Raw genomic sequence first — 19,652 nt, 5'->3', positions numbered from 1 at the left:
CTTCATCCACCAGGCCGAGCTGTGGGGCGTCTATCCCAACGAGGTGATCGAGTAGCTCGGCCGTCATTGCGAGCGAAGCGAAGCAACCCAGGGGCCGCAAACCACGATCTCTAATCAAGAATGAGCTTGGTTCGCTTTGTCCGAGCCACGGCCGGCCAAGCAAAGCCCATTTACATAAAGCGAAGGCGCCCCTAAGGCGCCCGACGCATAGTTAGGAGCCGCGGCTCCTGGGTTGCTTCGCTTCGCTCGCAATGACGACGTCAGCGAAAGCGCAAACCCCTAGTTCTTCGGCTGCTTCTTCGGGCGCAGGCGCACCACGACATCAATCGCGGCGATCTCCATCCCTTCCGGCAGATCCGGCACGACAGTGCGGTCGATCGACAGCGCGGGAATGTCGATCAGCGCATTGGTGCCCTCGACCAGGAAGTGGTGATGGTCGGTGACGTTGGTGTCGTAATAGACCTTGCTGCCGTCGACCGCGACTTCGCGCAGGAGGCCGGCCTCGGTGAAGACGTGCAGGCCGTTGTAGACGGTGGCGAGCGAGACGGGCACGCGCAGCTCCTGCGCTTCCTCGTAAAGCTTTTCGGCCGTCAGATGCCGGTCGCCCTTGGCGAATAGGAGAAGGCCGAGGGCCATGCGCTGGCGCGTGGGGCGCAGGCCGGATTCTTTCAACTTGGCCCGAAGAGCGTGAACGGGGCAGCCGGCCATCATCGCGTCGAGCCGCCCTTGGGCGGTCAACTCGAGAGGCTTTTGTCGCGTTTGGATCTGATCGGTCATATCTATCTTCAAGACGCCGCGAGGGCGCATCTCCATGCTGTCTTAAATCTATAGAGTTCGCCTCTCCGGTTCGCAAGCATACTGGCGGCGAAGAGGGCCAAGTCAGAACAATTCCATATTATAGCCTGGGACAGCATGAACGAAGGGGTGCCTTGGCCGCTTTCGATCCCAGGGACACCGTGCTAAGAGCCCGCGATAATGCGCCACGGGCATGTCCGTCCCAGGCCGAGTTCTTATGCGAAAGTTCCCCAAACGATGAGCGAGCGCCGCTCCAGCTTCGACTACGAACAACTCCTGGCCTGCGGTCGTGGTGAGCTTTTCGGTCCCGGCAATCCGCAGCTTCCGCTGCCGCCGATGCTGATGTTCGACAAGATCTTCGAGATTTCGGAGACGGGCGGCCCCGCCGGCAAGGGCATGATCCGCGCCGAACTCGAAGTGAAGCCGGACCTCTGGTTCTTCGGCTGCCACTTCAAGAACGATCCTGTCATGCCCGGCTGCCTCGGCCTCGATTCGCTGTGGCAGATGCTCGGCTTCTACCTCGGCTGGCTCGGCCTCTCCGGTCGCGGCCGGGCGCTCGGCGTCGGCGAAGTCAAGTTCAGCGACCAGGTGCTGCCGAGCGTCAAGCGCGTGGTCTATGGCGTCGATCTGAAGCGCGTGTTCAAGACCAAGCTCAACCTCGGTATTGCGGACGGCTGGCTGGAAGCCGACGGCGTGCGCATATACGAAGCCAAGGATCTGCGCGTGGGTCTGTTCCAGGCGGCAGCGCCAGCCTCGGCCTGAAAGGGTCTTTGAACCTCGCTTTCAGTGCGGCTCCCGTCAGCTGACGCAGCGACGGTATAGCGGAGAATACCATGAGACGTGTCGTCGTCACCGGCATGGGGATCGTGTCCTCGATCGGCAATTCGACCCAGGAGGTCCTGGCCTCGCTGCGGGAAGCGAAGTCCGGCATCGTCCATGCGGAAAAATTCAAGGAACTCGGGTTCCGTTCGCAGGTCTATGGCGCGCCGACGATCGACGTCGAAAGCGCGGTCGACCGCCGCGCGATGCGCTTCCACGGCGGCGGCACCGCCTGGGCCCACATCGCGATGGATCAGGCGATCCAGGATTCCGGGCTGACGCCCGAGGAGGTCTCCAATCCGCGTACCGGTATTCTGGTCGGCTCGGGCGGCCCCTCCACGCGCGCCATCGTCGAGGCGGCGGAGACCACCCGCACCAAGGGTCCCAAGCGCGTCGGCCCCTTCGCCGTGCCGAAGGCCATGTCGTCGGGCGTTTCCGCGACGCTCGCGACCTGGTTCAAGATCAAGGGCGCGAACTATTCCATCTCCTCGGCCTGCGCGACCTCCAACCATTGCATCGGCAATGCCGCCGAAATGATCCAGTGGGGCAAGCAGGACATCATGTTCGCGGGCGGCTGCGAGGAACTCGACTGGACGCTGTCCGTCCTGTTCGACGCGATGGGCGCGATGTCGTCGGGCTACAACGACACCCCGTCTGTCGCCTCCCGCGCCTATGACAAGAACCGCGACGGCTTCGTCATCGCCGGCGGCGCCGGCGTCATCGTGCTCGAAGAATACGAGCACGCCAAGGCGCGCGGCGCCCGCATCTATGGGGAGATCGCCGGCTACGGCCTGACCTCCGACGGTTACGACATGGTCTCGCCATCGGGCGAAGGCGCCGAGCGCTGCATGCGCATGGCGATCGAAGGCCTGAAAATGCCGATCGACTATATTAACCCGCACGCGACCGCGACGCCGGTCGGCGACGCCAAGGAGATCGAGGCGATCCGCAGCGTCTTCGGCAGCGGCGACACATCCCCGCCGATCGCCGCGACCAAGTCGCTGACCGGCCATTCGCTCGGCGCCACCGGTGTGCAGGAAGCGATCTACTGCCTCTTGATGATGAACAACGGCTTCATCGTCGAGAGCGCGCATATCGACGAAATCGATCCGGCCTTCGCCGACATGAACATCGTCCGCGAGCGCCGCGACAATGTGAAACTCGGCACTGTACTGTCGAACTCGTTCGGCTTCGGCGGCACCAACGCCACGCTCGTGCTGAAGCACGTCGATGTCTGAAACTGTTACCGTTCCGACCGGCACCCTGATGCAGGGCAAGCGCGGTCTCATCATGGGCGTCGCCAACGACCATTCGATCGCCTGGGGCATCGCCAAGGCGCTGCATGCCCAAGGCGCCGAACTGGCCTTCACCTACCAGGGCGAAGCGCTGGGCAAGCGGGTCAAGCCGCTGGCCGCCAAGGTCGGGTCGAGCCTCGTCCTGCCCTGCGACGTCGAGGACCTCGGGTCGGTCGACGCCGTGTTCGACGCGATCGGCAAGACCTGGGGCTCGCTCGACTTCGTCGCGCATTGCATCGCCTATTCCGCGAAAAACGAGCTCAAGGGCCGCTACGCCGACACGACGCGGGAAAACTTCGCCCGCACGATGCTGATCTCGGCCTTCTCCTTCACCGAGGTCGCCAAGCGTGCGGCACCGCTGATGACGCAAGGCGGCAGTCTCGTTACCTTGAGCTTCGGCGGCGCCACCCGGGTGATGCCGAACTACAACGTGATGGGGGTCGCCAAGGCGGCGCTCGAAGCCGGCGTGCGCTATCTCGCCGCGGACTACGGCCCGTCGGGGATCAGGGTCAACGCTATCTCGGCCGGACCGATCCGCACGCTCGCTGGCGCGGGCATTGCCGACGCCCGCTTCATGTTCAATTTTCAGAAGAGCCACGCCCCGCTGCGCCGGACGGTGACGATCGAGGACGTCGGCGGCTCGGCGCTCTACCTTCTGTCGGACCTGTCCAACGGCGTGACCGGCGAACTGCACTATGTGGATGCCGGCTACAACATCATCTCGATGCCGCACCCCGACAGCCTGAAGGCGGACGAGGCGAACCTCTAACCACCGTCATTCCGGGGCGGCGGAGCCGCACCCGGAACCGGTGGTCCTCCGGCTCGATGCACACGTCAGACACCGAAGCGCGCCGGTTCCGGGCAGCGCTCCCGCCCGTCCCGGAATGACGCTTACAGCTTCTTCAGCGACAGGCTCTTGCCCTCGGCGGGATCCTTCAGCCAGGAGCCGTCGGCCTGCTTGTCGAGGTGGGTCATGTGTCCGGCCTTGGCGGTCAGCACGAGACGCCCGTTGACGATCTGCCAGGCCGTCGGGTCGAACACCACGATGCCCTGGTCGCGGCAGGCCGGCGCCAGCGCCGCCCGCGCGCCCCCCTTGACCCGTGTCTTGTCGTCAAGGGTCAGCATGCAGCCGGTGTCATGCGTTTTGTCGCGCAGCACGGCATAGCGCCCGGCGAGATCACCCATCCGCTCGGTCGCGACCCGGCTCGGCTTGACCGGCGCGTCGCTTGCCGCAGCCACGCCCGTCGCCAGGCTGATGACGGCCGGCGGGAGAGCCTGCCCTACAGGCGGCTTGCCCTGCAGCAGGTCCGAGGCATCGCCGCTGGTGGCGCTGCGTCCCATCGCCGGCACATAGACCAGCCTGTAGGTCGCGCCGTCACTGCCCTGGCCGCTGAAAGCGTCGCCATCCGCCGCGAGCGCCAGAAGCGCACGGCCGCCGGGGTCCATGAGCGTCAGATGCGTGGCATCGCCCAGAGTCCAGCGCCCGACCTTCGCGAGGATCGGGACGACACGCCGACAGGCCACAGGCACGCCGACGAAGAAATCGCCTTTGTCCGAGCGCTCGCCATTTAGCGTGATCCGGCATGGCCGGCTGCCCTGCTCGCGCATTACGTCCCACTGCCCGACGATGTCGTCGGCCGACTTCGCCGCCGCCGGCAGCGATAGGATGCTCGTCATACCAAGCAGCCCGGCGGCGAGGGCCGTAGATCGGGCGCAAGCGGGTCGGAAAAGGGACATGATCGGCATCGCAGTTGCTCCAGGCCGCAACGCGGCTTGTCTCACTAACGTGATTCGTCGGGTGGTTGTTTCAGCTCATGGCGTAAAGCTGAGCGAGAACGCAAGCCCATCCCGCCGGAAGTCGAAGCTGCACCCGCCGTGGAGCCCGATTTCGCTTTCGCCCTCGATCAGCGTGGTCCCCAACCCCGGCTGCTGTCCGGCCGCGATCGGCGGTCCGCCGCTTTCGTCCCAATGAAATACGAGCTCGCCATCCGCGAGGGTCCAGGTCACCGCGACCGTTCCGACGCCATTAGACAACGCCCCGTGCTTGGCGGCATTGGTCGTCAGTTCCTGAACGATGCGGCCGACCGAACGCCCCATGATCGGCGTCAGCACGACGACGGGACCGTTCAGGGTGAAGCGCTGGTCGCCGAACGGGCTCAGCCACGGGCTGACGATCGCCTCGATCGGCATGGCGGCGTGATCTCGCCGGATCAACTCGTAGGCAGCCGCCAACATCTGCAGGCGTGCGGCCAAGGATGTCCGCGCGTCGACGAGGGAGAGGTCCGGCGCCGCCATGTGCCGAACGAGGCTCGTGGTGACGGCGAACACGTTCTCGACGCGATGGTTGAGCTCCCGCGTCAGGATGTCGTGCTGCCCCTCGAGTTCGGCCAGGGAGGTGATATCGACGAAGGTGACGACAACCCCCTCGATCGCGTCGTTCTTCCCCCGGTAGGGTATGAGCCGCACGAGATACCGCGCCCGATAGGTCGGCTCGGCAATGCGATGTTCGACGGGCTCGCCCGTCCTGAAAACCTGCCTGACATGATCCTGGAGTTGCGGGTAGGCGGGATGGATGGCGAAATCCGTCAGGGGACGGCCACGATCGTTTGGGATCAGTCGGAAGATCCGCGAGATCGCCGGCGTGAAGCTGCGGATGACCAGATCGCGATCGAGGAAGACCGTGGCGATCTGCGTCGCCTCGAACAGGTTCCTGAGATCGCCGTTGGCGCGATCGAGGTCGTCGAGCTTGCCGGTCAGCTCGAGATTGACGGTCTGCAGTTCCTCGTTGAGCGATTGCAGCTCTTCCTTGGAGGCTTCCATCTCCTCGTTGGTGGATTGCAGCTCTTCGTTCACCGACACGAGTTCCTCGTTCGAGGATTTCAGCTCCTCGATCGCGGTCTCATATTCCTCGATCATCGATTGCAGGCGTTCCCGCGTATCGCGAAGATCGCGTTCCAGCGCGACGACCGCGTCGCCCGCCTCGCGGTCGTGGACCCGGACGCCGGGCTGCGCGGGCAACAGCGCGGCATCCTCGAACAGCACCAGAAACAGGTTTTCCGTGTTGTCGCGGTCGCGGATCGGGTCGATGGTCAATCTGACGATCAGGATGTCGTCGAGATCGTCGTCGATGACGACGTTGTTGCGAACGATCGTCTGCCTGGTGTCGGCGACCTCGTGCAAAGCGCTCCGCAAATCGAGGCGCAGGCCACGGCGGGCCATGGCCAAAAGCTGGCGGCTCGGCGGTCCATGCGCGACCTCGAGATATTTGCCGGTGTGTTGCGAGCAGTAGACCACGTCGCCGTCGCCGTTGACGACGACATGGGCGGGCGCAAACCGGTCGATGATCCGGGCCTCGACGGAATGCCGAAGCGGAATATTGTTGGCGGAGGGACCAACGGCCGGAACGGACATCGTCGTCCGCGCGCCATACATCGCGACCGGCAGTCGCTTGATCGACCCATGGTCGCGCATCTGATAGATGCGCTGCTTCTTGTCGACCGCCGCGAAGAGATCGCCGAACTCGCCGATGTTTTCCGACGTCCCAAGAAACAGGTATCCGCCCAACTTCAAGGCATAGTGGAAGATCGGAATGACCTGATTCTGGATCTCCGCGCCGAAATAGATCAGCAGATTGCGACACGAGACGAGATCGATGCGCGAAAACGGCGGGTCGCGAATGACGCTGTGCGGCGAAAAGATGCAGAGGTCTCGAACCTCCTTCGCGACCACATAGGTCCCGCCGTCTTCCGCGAAAAACCGCTTCCGCCGGTCCGGCGAAACGCCTTCGAGAAGCGACTCCGGATAGCGCGCGGCACGCGCGACGAGGAGGACGGTGTCGTCGATATCCGTGGCGAAGATCTGGACGCGCGGCACCGCCTTCAGCGTATCCATATGCTCCCGCATCAGGATGCCGATCGAAAAAACCTCTTCGCCCGTGGCGCAGCCGGGCACCCAGACGCGGACCGTGTCATCCGCGCTGCGGCCTTCGAACAGGCTCGGGATGATGGTGGTTTCCAAAGCTTCGAAGGCGTCCGCATCGCGGAAGAAATTGGTGACGTTGATCAGCAGATCGCGGAAGAGCTGCGTGACCTCGTCGTGATCCTCCTCCAGCCGCGTGACATAGGCGGTGAAGGTCTGATGCTGGAGGATGTGCATCCGCCGTTGCACCCGGCGCATGAAGGTCTTTACTTTATAGCCGGAAAAGTCGTGCCCCGTTTGCTTGCGCAGCGCGTCATAGGCGCGCTTCTGGTCGGCATTCGTCGTCTCGTCTTCATCGACCGGCGCGCCGACCTGCACATCGCCGTCGAGGCTGTCTCGAAACGCCATGAGTGTCGCCGGCATCTCCTGCACGGGGATCGCATGGTCGATCAGGCCGGTTGCGATGGCGCTCGCCGGCATGTCGCGATGGGCCGGCTTTGTTCCATCCGCCGTCTGCGCGAGGGTGATGCCGCCATATTCCCGGATCGCCTTGAGGCCGAGCGAGCCGTCGGCGCCACCGCCCGACAGGATGATGCCGGCGGCATAATCGCCGCGCTCCACCGCGAGAGACGACAGAAACAGATCGATCGGGTTGCGTTCACGCCGGACGTGGTTGGGTTTGCGGATGCGCAAACGCCCGGCTTCGATGGTCATGATGGCATTGGGCGGCATGACGTAGACGCAGTCTGGCACCACAGTCATGCCGTCCGTTGCGACGAACACCGGCATGGTGGTCGAGCGCGCGACAATCTCGTGCAGCAAACTGTCGTGATCGGGGCTAAGATGTGTAATGATCACGAAGGCGATACCGGCATCGCTCCGGAGCGCCGTGAAAAACTCTTCGATCGCCTGCACGCCACCGGCCGACGCACCGATACCGACAATTGGAAACAGCGGCTCGTCGCCCGTCATCATGCCTCACTATCAACTAACAGACTATATCAGTGCGGAACCAGAACGCATCTTCTATAGTATCATATTTGATGTGGCTGCACCCTTCGAGCCGGCAAAGTGCCAGTGTAATCATAGGTGACCCATTCCGCTTTATCTGTTCCACCTTCGTAGTGGCAAAACCGTTTCCACCGACGACACGGGCACCGAGTTTGCCACGCTCGATATCGCTTATCTCGATGCGTTCCGAGCGGCGGGCGAAATGTGGCTCGAAATGTCGCGGCACGGCGAAGATGGATCGCGGCACAGCTTTGAGATCACGGATAATTTGGGCCAACTTCTCATCGAGCTGCCGTTTTCTGAAGTGTTTCCGCCACCACGCGTCCATCAAGCGTCCGCGCGACGTGCTGCCGCCAAATTGACGGCCGCAACGACGGCCCGAAGCCATAGCCTTGCCGCAGAGATCGCTTCGTTGGTCGCGATCGCGCAACGGACGATCCAGGAAACCCAGCTCGTGCTGAAACAGGCGCGCCTGATATCCTGACGCCCGCGGCGCGATCTTAAGCTGGGTGGCATCACCCCACGATGAGCGCCTTCCCGCCCCGGTCGGTTGCGTCTCGTTGACGCGCCCTACGCCGCGACGATGTCCGCGACGTCGACCAGATTCAGGTAGTCGGGGTTGAACAACGAAGCCGCTTCGAGGGCCCTGAGGTTCGGCAGCGTCAGAATCTTGCCGCGCAAAATGAGCAGATCGGCGCTGCGAAGATCCCGCAGCCGCTTGTTGACATGCACTAGCGAGAGCCCCGTCGTCTCTGCCAGATCGGTCTGGGTCAGCGGCAGGAAGCACTGGTTGCCGCTTGTCAGGCCGACGGCCCGCAGCCGGTGGAACAGCTCGCAAAGGATATGTCCGATGCGCTCCGGCGCCGAGCGCTGACCAAGATTGACCATCCATTCGCGCTGGATCGCCGCAGAGGCCAAGGTTCGCACCGACAGAGCCTTGGCGATTCCAGGATGGGTCCCGCTCGTCAAGGGGTGGGTCAACTCCAGAACCGTCACGGCGGTCAGGCTGGCGATCGAATGGTCCATCCGCCGCAGGCTGCCGATGTTGAGATCCGACACGTCGCCCGGAAGCAGGAAGGATACGATCTGCCGCCGGCGGTTCGGCAAGGTTTTATAGCAGTAGGCCCAGCCGTCGAGGATCAGGTAGGGATGCAGCGGCTTGTCGCCCTGACGGATGATGTCATGCCCGGCATCATAGCGGCGGACCTGCGGCTCCAGCTGGCTTTCGATGACAGCAATGTCTGCCGCGTCGAGAGTCGCATAGCGGCCGACCCCCCTGACGAACGCAGATGTCATCCGGCTTCCAACAGCTGCAACGACCGGCGATACACTGGGGCCTAATATGTTCATACCTGTATCGCATCAGGCGCGACAAGAATCACGCAATGGTTGGAGCACCGATGGCGAAACGCGGCCAATCAGCGATGTCACGAAGACATAGGATATACCACCCCGATTGCGCCGTGTACTAGCCTTATTGATGGAAAATAGGGCTTGTGATCGCAAAGGTAGAGCTAAATGCCGCCGAGCCGAAGCGCTTTGTTGTCACAATACTAACATTTGATGCAACGATAATCATCAGGAAGCAAGAATGAGGACCATGCGTTCCAGGCACGGACGCGTCGGCCTCGGACACGACAACGCGGCGCAAGCAAACGGTTGTGGACTTTCCCGGCAGGAACACGCTCGAACGTCGCGAGACCGATTTACCAGCGCGATGATTCCATCCACCTGGCAAGCACCGAGGCAAGCCATGACCCATTCCGACCTCGAAGCCCGGATTGCCACGCTGGAAATGCGGACGATGCACCAGGATCGCGTGATCGAGGATCTCAACGCGACCATCACGACGCAATGGCGGATCATCGACGGTCTCGCCCGCCAGATGGCGAACCTGGACGATCGGCTGCGGGATGGCGCAGGCGGCGTGCCGCCCGAAGCACCGCCCCCGCATTACTGACCCGGCGCGCGCGTTTTGCCTCTTCGATGCGGCGCCACCTCGAGCGGCGGCGTCAATCGTCCTGGCGGTATCGCGACGACGACGCTGCGGGGCCGCGGCAGCCGGCGCGCTAAAACAGGTCCAGGTCGTTGCCGTAGATTTGCAGCGGGATGATCCGGCCGCGCAGGCGCGCCGAGAGGTCCGCCAGCGGCAGGTCTTCGGCAATCGCGTCGATATCGACCGGGTGCTGGCTGGCGCCCTCGCAGGCCGCACCGTCGAGCACGCGTGCCAGGCTTTCCAACGTCTGCCAAACCAGATCGAGGTTTTGCGCATGACGGCACTTCTCGGCATCCTCTTCGGAGGCGTCGATCAGAAGCGGGCTGAGCCCCGTCTGCATGTCGCCGACGATCTGCGTGAGGGTGTCGAGTTCCGTCTTCACGCGCGCCAGCAAGACCGCCATCGGCGCCGACGACGCGCCCGCGAATACGTCTGCTTGCCTTGCCATCGCTGGACCGTTCATCGTGGAAGTATCCGTTTTAGGGTGGCAAGGCGAAACGTCATATCAAGGCGGCGGTCTCATCATCGATCTGGCCGTTCGACATCCTGGGCAGGCTAGAAGAGTTCGAGCGATCCGGAGGAGCTCGGCGCGACCGGCGCCGCGATGGCCTCTTGCGAATAGTCGAGGAAACTGCGGCGCGCCCGGCCGGACACCGGCCAGTATTGCACCCGTCGCCCCATCGGCCCGCGCAGACACTCACTGACGATCGTGATCTGCTCGCGCCGAAGGAAGCCCGCGGCAAAGTCCGCGTTCATGCTTCCGATATCGGCACGGCCGGCGATCGTCTTGGCGCCTCCGAACAGTTTCGCTTCCAGGCGCCGGCGCGAAGCGCCCTGCGCGAGCAGCGCGTTCAGCAAGAGCTCCATCGCGTGCACGCCGAAGCGCTCGCCGTCGGACGTGTTCGACCCCTCGCCGCCAGGCAGCAGGAAATGGTTCATCCCGCCGATCCCCGCGACGGGATCGCGGATACAGGCGGCGACACAAGACCCCAGAATGGTTGTGAGCACCACTTCCGGATCGTTGTTGATCTTGTGCTCACCCTGAATGACGTGAATCGTCTTCGGCGAACGGGCGTTGTAGGTTGCTAGAGCCGACACTGTTTCGCCCGCCCCGGTCTTAGGTCAATGCGCCGAAGACGGCTTCGATCTTCTTGCGCAGTTCCGGAACCGAGACCGGCTTCTTCAGGTAATTGTTGACCTGAAGCTCCTGCGCCATTTTCAGGAACGCGGTGTCTTCCGCGCCCGTCAGCAGGAAGAACGCCGATTTCTTGGTCGGCCCATGCGCGCGGACGGCGCGCAGCAGCTCGACACCATTGAGCTTGGGCATGTGGTAGTCGGAGACGATGAGATGGACGGGCGCCTTCATGACGAGGTCGAGCGCTTCCTGCCCATCCTTCGCCATCACGACGTTGGGGATGCCGATATCCGCGAGGGCAGACCGGATCAGCAAACGGCTCGTCTGCTGATCATCGGCGATGAGGACTTTGAGAGCTGATGCGAGGGGCATGGGTTTATCCGGGTTTTTGGTTGGTCATGGACAGGATTTCCGCACCGATCTTCTTGAGCGGTAGCTGGCGTTCGACCCCACCAGCCTCGTGCGCGGTTCTTGGCATGCCATATATGAAGGAACTGGCAGCATCTTGCCCGATGGTTTTGGCGCCCGCCTTGCGCATGGCGAGAAGTCCATCGGCTCCGTCTCGGCCCATTCCCGAAAGAATGACGCCGACGGCGCCCTTTCCGACGACCTTCGCCACCGACTGAAAGAGCACATCGACCGATGGGCGATGACCGCTCACCAGGCCGCTTGGCACGAGACGGCAGCGATAGGGTCCGACGCCGGAAACGGTCAGATGCTGAGCGCCGCCGGGCGCGACATAGATGTGGCCGACGTCCAGCGGTGCGCCGTCGACGGCTTCGCTGACATGGGCGTTGCAAAGGCGATCGAGACGCGCCGCTAAACTTTTCGTGAACATCTCCGGCATGTGCTGCGTGATGAGCATCGGCGGACAGTTTGCCGGAAAACCTTCGAGGACGGCGCTCAAGGCTTCAACGCCGCCGGCCGACGAGCCCATCGCGACGATGCGCCCGTCGGGTCGATAGTTGGCATGCGGATCGGTCTCGCGACCGTGATCCACCTTGTCGTGCGCCGCCGGCGGGCGGAAGCGCACATCGGCGGCGATGCGGATCTTGTCGGTCAGGCCCGCGAACAAGGTCTTGTCGCCGGGCTGCGGCTTACCGATGCAATCGACGGCGCCCATGGCCAGCGCCTTGACGGTGAGATCGCCGCCGGAGCTGGTGAAGTTCGACACCATGATGACCGGCGTCGGGCGCAGCCGCATCAGCTTTTCCAGGAATTCGATGCCGTTCATCTTCGGCATCTCGACGTCGAGCGTCACGACGTCGGGATTGAGCTTCTTGATCGCCTCGCGGGCTTCGAGCGCATCGGCCGCCTGGCCGACGACTTCGATGTCCGGCGTGTCGAGCAGCACGGAGGCGATGAGATGCCGCATGCTGGCCGAGTCGTCGACGATCAGGACGCGGTGCTTTCTCACGACGCGGTTTTCTGGTGCGTATACATCGTGGTGCCCGTCGGCTTGAACCGCGCCATGGCGGGCCCTGAAAGGCGTTCGGAATGACCGATGCAGAGCAGCGCGCCGGGCGCCAGCAGCGCGGCGTAGCGCGTCCAAATCTTGGCCTGCGTCTCTTCGTTGAAATAGATCACGACGTTGCGGCAGAAGATGACGTCGAACGGCCCTTTGATCGGCCATTGGCCGATGAGGTTCAGCTCCTTGAACGAGACCAGCCGGCGCATCTCGTCGGACACGCCCCACATCGAGGGATCGCCGTCCGCCATGGAGAAGAAGCGCGACCGCTCCGCCTTCGGCATGTCGTCGAGTTCGCTTTTCTCGTAGACGCCGTCGCGACCCTCCTGCAGCACGTTGGGGTCGATGTCGGTGGCGAGAATCTTGATGTCGTGATTACAGGCGTCCGGCATCAGCGTGAGGAGGGTCATCGCGATCGAATAGGGCTCCTGCCCTTTCGAGCAGCCTGCCGACCAGATCCGCACGCGCCCGCCGCGCTTGGCAGCCTGGAGCAAAGGCGGTAGCACGACGTCCTTGAGGTGCTGGAAGTGATGCGGCTCGCGAAAGAAGCGGGTGACGTTGGTCGTCAGCGCCGCAAGCATTTTTTGGCGTTCGTCGGCCCCCGACGCATCCGCGATCAGCGCGCAGTAGTCCTTGAAGGACGACAGCCCCAAGGCGCGCAGGCGCTTGACCAGCCTGGAATAGACGAGGCTTTCTTTCTGCTCGGAAAGAAAGATCCCGGAGTCCGCGTGCAGCATCGCCGCGATCTGGCGGAAATCCTCGCTGCGGAAGACGAACTCCCGATCGCCTGCAGGCGCCGATCGCGCGGGGGCTTGGGCCAGCGTGGTCACGCGGCTTCCAGCTCTTGGCTCGGGAGCACGTGGTCGAGGGTGATCAGCGTGATCATCCGGTTGTCGATCGCCAGCACGCCCTTGACGAAGCTGCGCGCCATCTCGGACGCGACATCGGGCGTCGGCCGGATGGTCTCGGGCGTCACGGTCAGAATGCCGGTGACGGCATCGACGAGAAGTCCGGCGATCTGGCTGCCGACCTGCGCGACGATGATGACGTGGCGCGCCGACGGCTCGCTCGAGGGAAGGCCGAGGCGCGAGGCGAGATCGACGATCGACAGCACCGCGCCGCGCAGGTTGATGACGCCGCGCACGAAAGCGGGCGAGTGCGGAAGCGGGGTTGCCGGCGACCAGCCACGGATCTCACGCACCGACATGATGTCGACGCAGAATTCCTGCTTGCCGATGATGAAGGAGATCAGCTCGCGCGGCTTGGTGGTTTCTTTTGCGATCATTTCCATCGGGATCAGCCTGCAAGTGGGAGTGAGGACGCGAACTCGGCGCGGGAGTCCACGACGACGGCGTCGACATCGAGAATGAGAGCGACGCGGCCGTCGCCGAGGATGGTTGCGGCCGCGATTCCGGGAACATGCCCGTAATTTGCTTCCAGACTTTTAATGACGACTTGGCGCTGGCCCTGGATCGCATCGACGAGCAGCGCGTTGCGCACGCCCCCCTCCGCCTCGACGAGAAGCGCGACGCCCATCTTGGGGTCGATATCCTCGCTGCGATACTGCAGCACCTGGCCGACGTCGATCAGCGGAATGAACTCGTTGCGGACGCCCATCACCCGGGAATTACCGCCGAAGTTGTGCACGGTGGTCGCCTGCGGCAGCAGGATCTCGACGACCGCGGTGAGCGGGATGACGAGGGTCTGACCGGCCACCGAGACGACCATGCCGTCGAGCACCGCCAGCGTCAGCGGCAGGCTCATCGTGAAGGTCGAGCCGAGGCCCGGACGCGAGACGATCGAGATGCGGCCACCGAGCGCCTGGATGGAACGCTTGACCACGTCCATGCCGACACCGCGTCCGGAAATGTCCGAGATGACGGCAGCGGTGGAGAAGCCCGGCAGGAAGATCAGGTTGTCGATCTCTTCGTCGGACAGTTTGGCTTCCGGCGCGATCAGGCCCTTTTCCACCGCGATGGCGCGCACGCGGGGACGATTGATGCCGGCGCCGTCGTCGGAGATTTCGATGACGATGCGGCCCGAGCGATGCAGCGCGGCGACCTTCAGCAGGCCCTCTTCCGGCTTGCCGGCGGCGCGGCGCACTTCGGGCTTTTCCAGGCCGTGGTCGATGGCGTTGCGGATCATGTGGGTCAGCGGATCGCTGAGCCGCTCGATCACGGTCTTGTCGACTTCCGTGCCTTCGCCTTCGGTCACCAGGCGGACGGTCTTGCCGGTCTGCAGTGCGACTTCGCGGACAAGCCGCGGCATGCGCTGGAACACCGACTTCACCGGCTGCGCGCGGATCGCCATGACGCTGTCCTGGATCTCGCGCGTCAACTGCTCCAGCTCGTCGAGGCCGATGGACACCGCGGACATCCGCGCGAGGCCGAGTTCGGCGACGCGTTCGGCCAGCATCGCCTGGTTGATCACGAGTTCGCCGACGAGATCGATGAGACGGTCGACGCGCTCGAGATCGACGCGGATCGTCGCCGTCGCGGCTTCCTTCTTGTCGGCCGGGGCGTGGTCGTCGCTGGGCGCGGCCTTATCCGCCTTGGAGGCGACAAGCGCGAGCTGCGGCTTCGCGGCCTCGACCGGCACCTCGAGAGGCACGTCCGAAATGCTGTTCAGCAGGTCGGCGTCGACCATCGTCGGTTGGAAGACGAACGGCTCTTCTTCGGCGGGAGCGGATTCGATCAGCTCGATCGTCAGCGCCGAATCCCATTCGACGAAATCGAACACGGCTTTCACCGCTTCTTCGTCTTCGGAGGTTTCGAGATCGACCGACCAGGTGAAGTAGGCGCCTTCGGCCTCGATGGCGTCGAGTGCCGGCAGTTTCGAGGAATCGCAGGTGACGCTCATCGAGCCGAGGCGGCTGAGCTCCCGGAACAGGATCGTGGTCTCGTTGCCCTTCGCGTAGAGTTCGGCGCTCGGCTGAAACAGGATGCGAAAGTGCAGCGTCGGCATCAGGTTGAGGTCGTCGAGGTCGGCGAAGTCGACCTTCGTCGGCACGAAGACGAACTCCTCCTCGACCTTGGCCTTGACCGGCTTCGCGGCCTCGACCGCCGCAGGCGCGGCACCCGGAGTATAGGCCTTCAGCTCGACGGCCATCGCCTCGCGCGGGCCCGGATCCGAAGTTTCGTCGTCGCGAGCGGCGCGAACGAGATCGGCGAGGATGTCGGCCGCGCGCAGCATCAGTTTGATGAGCGGCTGGGTCGGCACGAGTTTGCCGACGCGCACCAGGTCCATCGTGTTTTCGAACACATGCGCGAAATGGACGAGATCGGTCAGATTGAAGGCGCCCGCGCCCCCCTTGATCGAGTGGACGGCCCGGAACACCGCGTTCACGGTTTCCGGATCATCGTCACCACGCTCGATCGTCAGCAAGCCGGCTTCGAGTTCGAAGAGCTGCTCTTCACATTCCTGGAAGAAGACTTGCTTGATTTCTGCCATCGCGTCCAAAATCGCCACTCCTCAAGGTTTAGGCGGCGACACGACGGACGGCGTCGACGAGCTTGACCGGGTCGAACGGCTTGACGATCCAACCGGTCGCGCCGGCGGCGCGGGCGCGCTGCTTCTTCGCATCGTCGCTTTCGGTGGAGAGCACGAGGATCGGAAGAGCGCGATGCTTCTCTTCGCCGCCGCGGACGTTTTGGATGAAACCGAAACCATCCATGCGCGGCATGTTGATGTCGGTGATGATCACGTCGGGGTTGGAGCCGGCGAGGACTTCCAGGCCATGCACGCCGTCTTCCGCCTGCACGACGGTATAGCCGGCTGCGACGAGAGCCATTCGAAGCATGTCCCGCATGGTGCGGGAGTCGTCGACAGTCAAAACGATTTTGCTCATTAGATATGCTCTTCAATTGGGAGGAGAGACGTCAGCCCAAGCAGGCGAATATTTTCGACGAATTCGACGGACGCCTTTTCGAGGCGTAACGCGCGTCCGTCGGTGGTCCAAGTGCGTTTGGCCGAGACGAGAAGCTGGCCGCACTGTGCGCCGAGGTGCTGAACCTCGGACGCATCAACAATGATATCCTTGCCGCGCAGGCCGAGGAGCAGGCTGGCCAAAGTCGCCGCATGCGTCACGTCGAGAGTCGGGTCGAGCGCGAGAACCGTACGACCCTTGGAATCAAGGTGCGTGTTCATCGAAGCGTCTCGAAGTCTGCGAGCCTGAGCGGCCTGCGATCCGTCAACCTGTTCAGCATGTCTTTCTCCAGAACAACTGCAACAGTGAAGCTCCCGTCTTGCTTTTGCGTTAATTTTTATGGATTTGCCTCTGAATGGTCACATCTTCGACACCGGCGCGATGGGTTAACGCTCTGTTATCGATCCCGTGCCTAGTGTGGCATCTCCCGCGCCGAGGAGTCGCGTCTGATGGTTTCAATCAAAACTTTGTCAAGGGCCGGCGTCGCCGCCGTGCTCAGCGCGCTTGTTTTGATTTGCGTGCCACGCGTTGCCGGTGCCAGCGATACACAGACCATGGCGAAGACGATCAGCGTCGTGATCGATCAGGCGCATCTCGTGGATCTTCCCGCCGGCACCTCGACCTTGATCATCGGCAATCCGACGATCGCGGACGTGACGATGATCGGCGCCAAGGGATCGCTCATGATCCTTACCCCCAAAGCCTTCGGGGAGACCAATTTCATCGCCCTCGACTCGAACGGCAAGCCGCTCACCGAATCCATCATCCGCGTCGTGGCGGGAACGGATGCCATGATCGTGCAGCGCGGAATGGAGCGCCAGTCCTATGCCTGCGCGCCGAAATGCCAGGCCACCGAAAAGCTCGGCGACGATGCCAAATACTTCGCGGCGACCGTGGATCAGGCCAAGGCCTACAATTCCAGCGCCTCCAACGTCACGCCGCCGACCAGCGCAAGCGCCCGATAGGCCGGCGACTCGGCCCGGCATGACCCGCCGTCTGCCCCTCCTGTCGGCCCTCGCGGCCATAGCCCTTCTCTTCGCCGCGGCTCCATGTTCCGCCGGCCCGATCCTCACCTGCGCCGACTTCAAGACGCGCCTCGACGAGACGATCGTCGCGATGGGATCCGCCGTGGCTTCGCCCGGCGCGCTCAAGCCCGGCTACGACAGCGGCGAGGCCGGCAAGCGCTTCGACTGGGATGGGATCGTCGGCCTGACCGGCACGATGAACTGCAGCAAGGCGGATGCGTTCGAGGACTTTTCCATCGCGATCCCCGAGTCCGTCCGCACCTCGGACGACCTTCCCATCGTCCTCAGGCGCTTCATGGAGCTGGCGAGCGCCTCCATCTGCACGCTGGCCGATGCCACGCCGGAGGCCTGCCGCGCGTTGACGAAAAGCATGACGGACGGCAGCCTGGCGCAGTTCAGGGACGGCGTGACCAAGGGCGAGGCCATGCCGACCGGGACGCGCGACTTCTTCATCGTCGCCGGCGTCGATGCAGAACTCGATATGACGCCCGTCGGCATATCCTGGTCGATCGGTCCCGGCCAGGCCATGACGACAGGCGCGGTCCGACAGAAGCTCACCCCGGAAAACGCCGACAAGTGAAGCGGCCCGGCGCCCGTCCGTTGCACGCCGTTAAAGTGTTTGGCCCATAATCCCAGTCGATCCGGCAGGCGGGCCGCGGCCAGCTCGAAGTCCGGCACCAACTTTGGATGATCTCGCGTGTCCGTCACCTTCTTCGGCGTTATCGTCGTGGCGATCGGCATCTGGTGCCAACTCGGCTCCTATCGCCGCGCGGTGGTCACCATGGTGGCCCTCACCGTGTTCGGGTCGGCCGGCGCGCTTGAACTTTCGGCGCTCGGCGGCGCGTCGGTCACGCCGGCGGATCTGTTCATTTTGTTCTACAGCCTCAGGCTGATCTCGATGCGCCAGGGCGGCGGGTTGCTGATCGCCGAGATCGCCCCGAGCCGCCCGCTCTTCGTCTTCGCCTTGCTCAACCTGTGGATCTGCGGCGCCGCCCTGGTGACGCCGCGCCTGTTCGACAGCGCCACCTATGTGTTCTCGCTCAGCCGCACCGTCGACGTCGACGGCATGACGCTGCTGCATCCGACGAGCGGCAACATCTCGCAGGTCGTCTACGCCATGGGTGGCTTTGTCGTGGCCTGCGTCACCAGCGCCTTTGCGCGACGGCCCGGCGGCTATAGTGCCCTTCTGTCCGCGATCGTGGTCGTGACGTCGCTCGACCTCGGCTTCGCCATCCTCGATCTCGTCACCGCCGCGACCCACACCGGCTTCATCCTCGATCTCGTGCATACCGCGAACTACGCCTTCCTTACGGATGATGAACTGGGCGGCGTCAAACGGATTTCCGGATCGTTCAGCGAGGCCTCCGGCTTCGCTTCGTTTTCCCTGACGCTCCTCGGCGTCAACTTTCCGCTTTACGTGCTGCGCGTCCGCGCGCGCTTCACCGGCATCGCCAGCGCCATGCTCGCGGTGCTCATCGCCCTCTCCACGTCGAGTGCGGGCTATCTCGGCCTTGGCATCTTCGTGATGGGATACATGCTCTATGTTCCGGTCGCGACGCTTCGCACGATGCGGCGGCGGCCGATCACCATCGCCGCGACGATGCTCGGTGTCGGTGTCCTGATGGCGGCCTGCGTGTTCCTGTTCCTGCCCGGCGTCGCCAACACCATCAACACCATCCTCAGCCAGAGCCTCTTCAACAAGGCGACGTCGGAATCGGCCATCGAGCGCAGCAGCTGGAATCACCAGGGCCTGCAGGTCTTCCTCGATACCTACGGCGTCGGCGCCGGGATCGGCGCAACGCGCACGTCGAGCTATATCGTGCTGCTTCTGTCCAACCTCGGCGCGCTCGGGTTCGGCCTGTTCTTCGCGCTGATCGCCCGCGTGCTGCTGGCGCGCATCACGCCGCAACTGGCACACGCGGATCGCGCCGTGATCTGGGCGGCCCGCATCGGCCTCGCGCTTTCCCTGGTCGCGAGCTTCGTGGTCGGCACGGTCTATTACCTCGGTGCGCTGTTCTACATCCTCCTGGGGATCGCGGCGTCAGGGGTCGCAACCCGGGCCGCGTCGGCGCCGGCGCTACGCCCCGTATCGCGCGATGCGCGTACCATCGCCTGAGGCGCGCCCGCGCGTTCGATGCGGCTTTCCGGATGGTTACGAAGCCGCACGTCACGATGTTGTTGTCGCCGCACCGGTAACGACGCCGCGATGCGCGACGAAGCAAGAAGGAGAGCCGCGGACATGGCTTTCCGCCGGAGCCCCCGGCG

Annotated in this window: 20 protein-coding genes and 1 pseudogene; 7 read left to right on the top strand and 14 right to left on the bottom strand. The window is 63.8% G+C overall.

Annotation, left to right across the window (positions count from 1 at the left end; all coding sequences use genetic code 11):
• Positions 1-279 precede the first annotated feature (279 nt).
• Positions 280-711: an iron response transcriptional regulator IrrA gene (gene irrA, locus GSQ79_RS19500; RefSeq protein ID WP_368669958.1), complete on the bottom strand. Its 432-nt coding sequence runs from the start codon at positions 709-711 to the stop codon at positions 280-282.
• A 321-nt stretch (positions 712-1,032) separates the two neighbouring features.
• Here irrA and fabA point away from each other — a divergent pair, with 321 nt between their 5' ends.
• The 3 genes from fabA to fabI all read left to right on the top strand — a co-directional run bounded on the left by fabA (position 1,033) and on the right by fabI (position 3,678).
• Positions 1,033-1,557, top strand: a complete 525-nt coding sequence (gene fabA / locus GSQ79_RS19495; RefSeq protein WP_158810328.1) for a bifunctional 3-hydroxydecanoyl-ACP dehydratase/trans-2-decenoyl-ACP isomerase — start codon at positions 1,033-1,035, stop codon at positions 1,555-1,557.
• Between the two features lie 71 nt (positions 1,558-1,628).
• Positions 1,629-2,852, top strand: coding sequence for a beta-ketoacyl-ACP synthase I (fabB, locus tag GSQ79_RS19490; protein ID WP_158810327.1), 1,224 nt, complete (start codon positions 1,629-1,631; stop codon positions 2,850-2,852).
• Positions 2,845-3,678: an enoyl-ACP reductase FabI gene (gene fabI, locus GSQ79_RS19485; RefSeq protein WP_158810326.1), complete on the top strand. Its 834-nt coding sequence runs from the start codon at positions 2,845-2,847 to the stop codon at positions 3,676-3,678. Before fabB ends, fabI begins: the two co-directional genes overlap by 8 nt.
• Before the next feature lie 122 nt (positions 3,679-3,800).
• Here the strand turns inward: fabI and GSQ79_RS19480 are convergent, their stop codons facing one another.
• The 4 genes from GSQ79_RS19480 to GSQ79_RS19465 all read right to left on the bottom strand — a co-directional run bounded on the left by GSQ79_RS19480 (position 3,801) and on the right by GSQ79_RS19465 (position 9,134).
• The gene (locus GSQ79_RS19480) at positions 3,801-4,586 is read right to left on the bottom strand and encodes an AprI/Inh family metalloprotease inhibitor (RefSeq protein WP_158810325.1); all 786 of its coding nucleotides are present in this window, start codon (positions 4,584-4,586) and stop codon (positions 3,801-3,803) included.
• Between the two features lie 135 nt (positions 4,587-4,721).
• A complete protein-coding gene (locus GSQ79_RS19475; RefSeq protein ID WP_246725443.1) occupies positions 4,722-7,802 on the bottom strand; it encodes a chemotaxis protein CheB in 3,081 nt (1,026 codons plus the stop codon).
• 13 nt (positions 7,803-7,815) lie between these two features.
• A complete protein-coding gene (locus tag GSQ79_RS19470) occupies positions 7,816-8,268 on the bottom strand; it encodes a hypothetical protein (protein WP_158810323.1) in 453 nt (150 codons plus the stop codon).
• A gap of 140 nt (positions 8,269-8,408) precedes the next feature.
• On the bottom strand, positions 8,409-9,134 hold the full coding sequence (locus GSQ79_RS19465; RefSeq protein WP_158810322.1) for a Crp/Fnr family transcriptional regulator: 726 nt from the start codon (positions 9,132-9,134) through the stop codon (positions 8,409-8,411).
• A 457-nt stretch (positions 9,135-9,591) separates the two neighbouring features.
• Between GSQ79_RS19465 and GSQ79_RS19460 the strand changes: the two genes are divergently transcribed.
• Entirely contained in the window at positions 9,592-9,798 is a 207-nt protein-coding gene (locus tag GSQ79_RS19460; protein WP_158810321.1) for a SlyX family protein, read from the top strand.
• Between the two features lie 109 nt (positions 9,799-9,907).
• On the opposite strand, the gene GSQ79_RS19455 is transcribed toward GSQ79_RS19460, so the two are convergent.
• The 9 genes and pseudogenes from GSQ79_RS19455 to GSQ79_RS19415 all read right to left on the bottom strand — a co-directional run bounded on the left by GSQ79_RS19455 (position 9,908) and on the right by GSQ79_RS19415 (position 16,583).
• Positions 9,908-10,228 (bottom strand): hypothetical protein, encoded by a 321-nt coding sequence (locus GSQ79_RS19455; RefSeq protein WP_158810320.1) that lies wholly within the window; start codon positions 10,226-10,228, stop codon positions 9,908-9,910.
• A gap of 239 nt (positions 10,229-10,467) precedes the next feature.
• Positions 10,468-10,932, bottom strand: a pseudogene (locus GSQ79_RS19450) (chemotaxis protein CheD); the annotation flags it as partial.
• A gap of 19 nt (positions 10,933-10,951) precedes the next feature.
• Positions 10,952-11,341, bottom strand: a complete 390-nt coding sequence (locus GSQ79_RS19445) for a response regulator (RefSeq protein ID WP_158810318.1) — start codon at positions 11,339-11,341, stop codon at positions 10,952-10,954.
• 4 nt (positions 11,342-11,345) lie between these two features.
• Positions 11,346-12,386, bottom strand: a complete 1,041-nt coding sequence (locus GSQ79_RS19440) for a chemotaxis response regulator protein-glutamate methylesterase (protein WP_158810317.1) — start codon at positions 12,384-12,386, stop codon at positions 11,346-11,348.
• Entirely contained in the window at positions 12,383-13,267 is an 885-nt protein-coding gene (locus tag GSQ79_RS19435; RefSeq protein WP_246725442.1) for a protein-glutamate O-methyltransferase CheR, read from the bottom strand. The genes GSQ79_RS19440 and GSQ79_RS19435 overlap by 4 nt, the downstream gene beginning before the upstream one ends.
• Positions 13,264-13,728, bottom strand: coding sequence for a chemotaxis protein CheW (locus GSQ79_RS19430; RefSeq protein ID WP_158810316.1), 465 nt, complete (start codon positions 13,726-13,728; stop codon positions 13,264-13,266). Before GSQ79_RS19430 ends, GSQ79_RS19435 begins: the two co-directional genes overlap by 4 nt.
• A 5-nt stretch (positions 13,729-13,733) precedes the next feature.
• Positions 13,734-15,896, bottom strand: coding sequence for a chemotaxis protein CheA (locus GSQ79_RS19425; RefSeq protein ID WP_158810315.1), 2,163 nt, complete (start codon positions 15,894-15,896; stop codon positions 13,734-13,736).
• Positions 15,897-15,915: 19 nt separating this feature from the next.
• Positions 15,916-16,284, bottom strand: a complete 369-nt coding sequence (locus GSQ79_RS19420; protein WP_158810314.1) for a response regulator — start codon at positions 16,282-16,284, stop codon at positions 15,916-15,918.
• Positions 16,284-16,583 carry an STAS domain-containing protein gene (locus GSQ79_RS19415; protein ID WP_158810313.1) on the bottom strand — a complete coding sequence of 100 codons (300 nt, stop codon included), beginning with the start codon at positions 16,581-16,583 and terminating at the stop codon, positions 16,284-16,286. The genes GSQ79_RS19420 and GSQ79_RS19415 overlap by 1 nt, the downstream gene beginning before the upstream one ends.
• Positions 16,584-16,811: 228 nt before the next feature.
• Between GSQ79_RS19415 and GSQ79_RS19410 the strand changes: the two genes are divergently transcribed.
• The 3 genes from GSQ79_RS19410 to GSQ79_RS19400 all read left to right on the top strand — a co-directional run bounded on the left by GSQ79_RS19410 (position 16,812) and on the right by GSQ79_RS19400 (position 19,503).
• Entirely contained in the window at positions 16,812-17,327 is a 516-nt protein-coding gene (locus GSQ79_RS19410) for a pilus assembly protein N-terminal domain-containing protein (protein ID WP_158810312.1), read from the top strand.
• A gap of 19 nt (positions 17,328-17,346) precedes the next feature.
• Complete coding sequence (locus GSQ79_RS19405) at positions 17,347-17,967, top strand: hypothetical protein (protein ID WP_158810311.1); 621 nt, start codon at positions 17,347-17,349, stop codon at positions 17,965-17,967.
• 117 nt (positions 17,968-18,084) lie between these two features.
• Positions 18,085-19,503, top strand: a complete 1,419-nt coding sequence (locus GSQ79_RS19400) for a hypothetical protein (RefSeq protein WP_158810310.1) — start codon at positions 18,085-18,087, stop codon at positions 19,501-19,503.
• Positions 19,504-19,652: the final 149 nt, after the last annotated feature.

The organism is Beijerinckia sp. L45 (assembly GCF_009765775.1).
Taxonomy (GTDB): domain Bacteria; phylum Pseudomonadota; class Alphaproteobacteria; order Rhizobiales; family Beijerinckiaceae; genus RH-AL1.
This window is presented reverse-complemented; position numbering and strand designations above follow the sequence as displayed.

Bases quoted from the DNA above. Each gene is read 5' to 3' on its own strand.
- irrA (WP_368669958.1), bottom strand. From the start codon at position 711: ATGATGGCCGGCTGCCCCGTTCACGCTCTTCGGGCCAAGTTGAAAGAA.
- fabA (WP_158810328.1), top strand. From the start codon at position 1,033: ATGAGCGAGCGCCGCTCCAGCTTCGACTACGAACAACTCCTGGCCTGC.
- fabB (WP_158810327.1), top strand. From the start codon at position 1,629: ATGAGACGTGTCGTCGTCACCGGCATGGGGATCGTGTCCTCGATCGGC.
- fabI (WP_158810326.1), top strand. From the start codon at position 2,845: ATGTCTGAAACTGTTACCGTTCCGACCGGCACCCTGATGCAGGGCAAG.
- GSQ79_RS19480 (WP_158810325.1), bottom strand. From the start codon at position 4,586: ATGACGAGCATCCTATCGCTGCCGGCGGCGGCGAAGTCGGCCGACGAC.
- GSQ79_RS19475 (WP_246725443.1), bottom strand. From the start codon at position 7,802: ATGATGACGGGCGACGAGCCGCTGTTTCCAATTGTCGGTATCGGTGCG.
- GSQ79_RS19465 (WP_158810322.1), bottom strand. From the start codon at position 9,134: ATGACATCTGCGTTCGTCAGGGGGGTCGGCCGCTATGCGACTCTCGAC.
- GSQ79_RS19460 (WP_158810321.1), top strand. From the start codon at position 9,592: ATGACCCATTCCGACCTCGAAGCCCGGATTGCCACGCTGGAAATGCGG.
- GSQ79_RS19445 (WP_158810318.1), bottom strand. From the start codon at position 11,341: ATGCCCCTCGCATCAGCTCTCAAAGTCCTCATCGCCGATGATCAGCAG.
- GSQ79_RS19430 (WP_158810316.1), bottom strand. From the start codon at position 13,728: ATGGAAATGATCGCAAAAGAAACCACCAAGCCGCGCGAGCTGATCTCC.
- GSQ79_RS19420 (WP_158810314.1), bottom strand. From the start codon at position 16,284: ATGAGCAAAATCGTTTTGACTGTCGACGACTCCCGCACCATGCGGGAC.
- GSQ79_RS19415 (WP_158810313.1), bottom strand. From the start codon at position 16,583: ATGAACACGCACCTTGATTCCAAGGGTCGTACGGTTCTCGCGCTCGAC.
- GSQ79_RS19410 (WP_158810312.1), top strand. From the start codon at position 16,812: ATGGTTTCAATCAAAACTTTGTCAAGGGCCGGCGTCGCCGCCGTGCTC.
- GSQ79_RS19405 (WP_158810311.1), top strand. From the start codon at position 17,347: ATGACCCGCCGTCTGCCCCTCCTGTCGGCCCTCGCGGCCATAGCCCTT.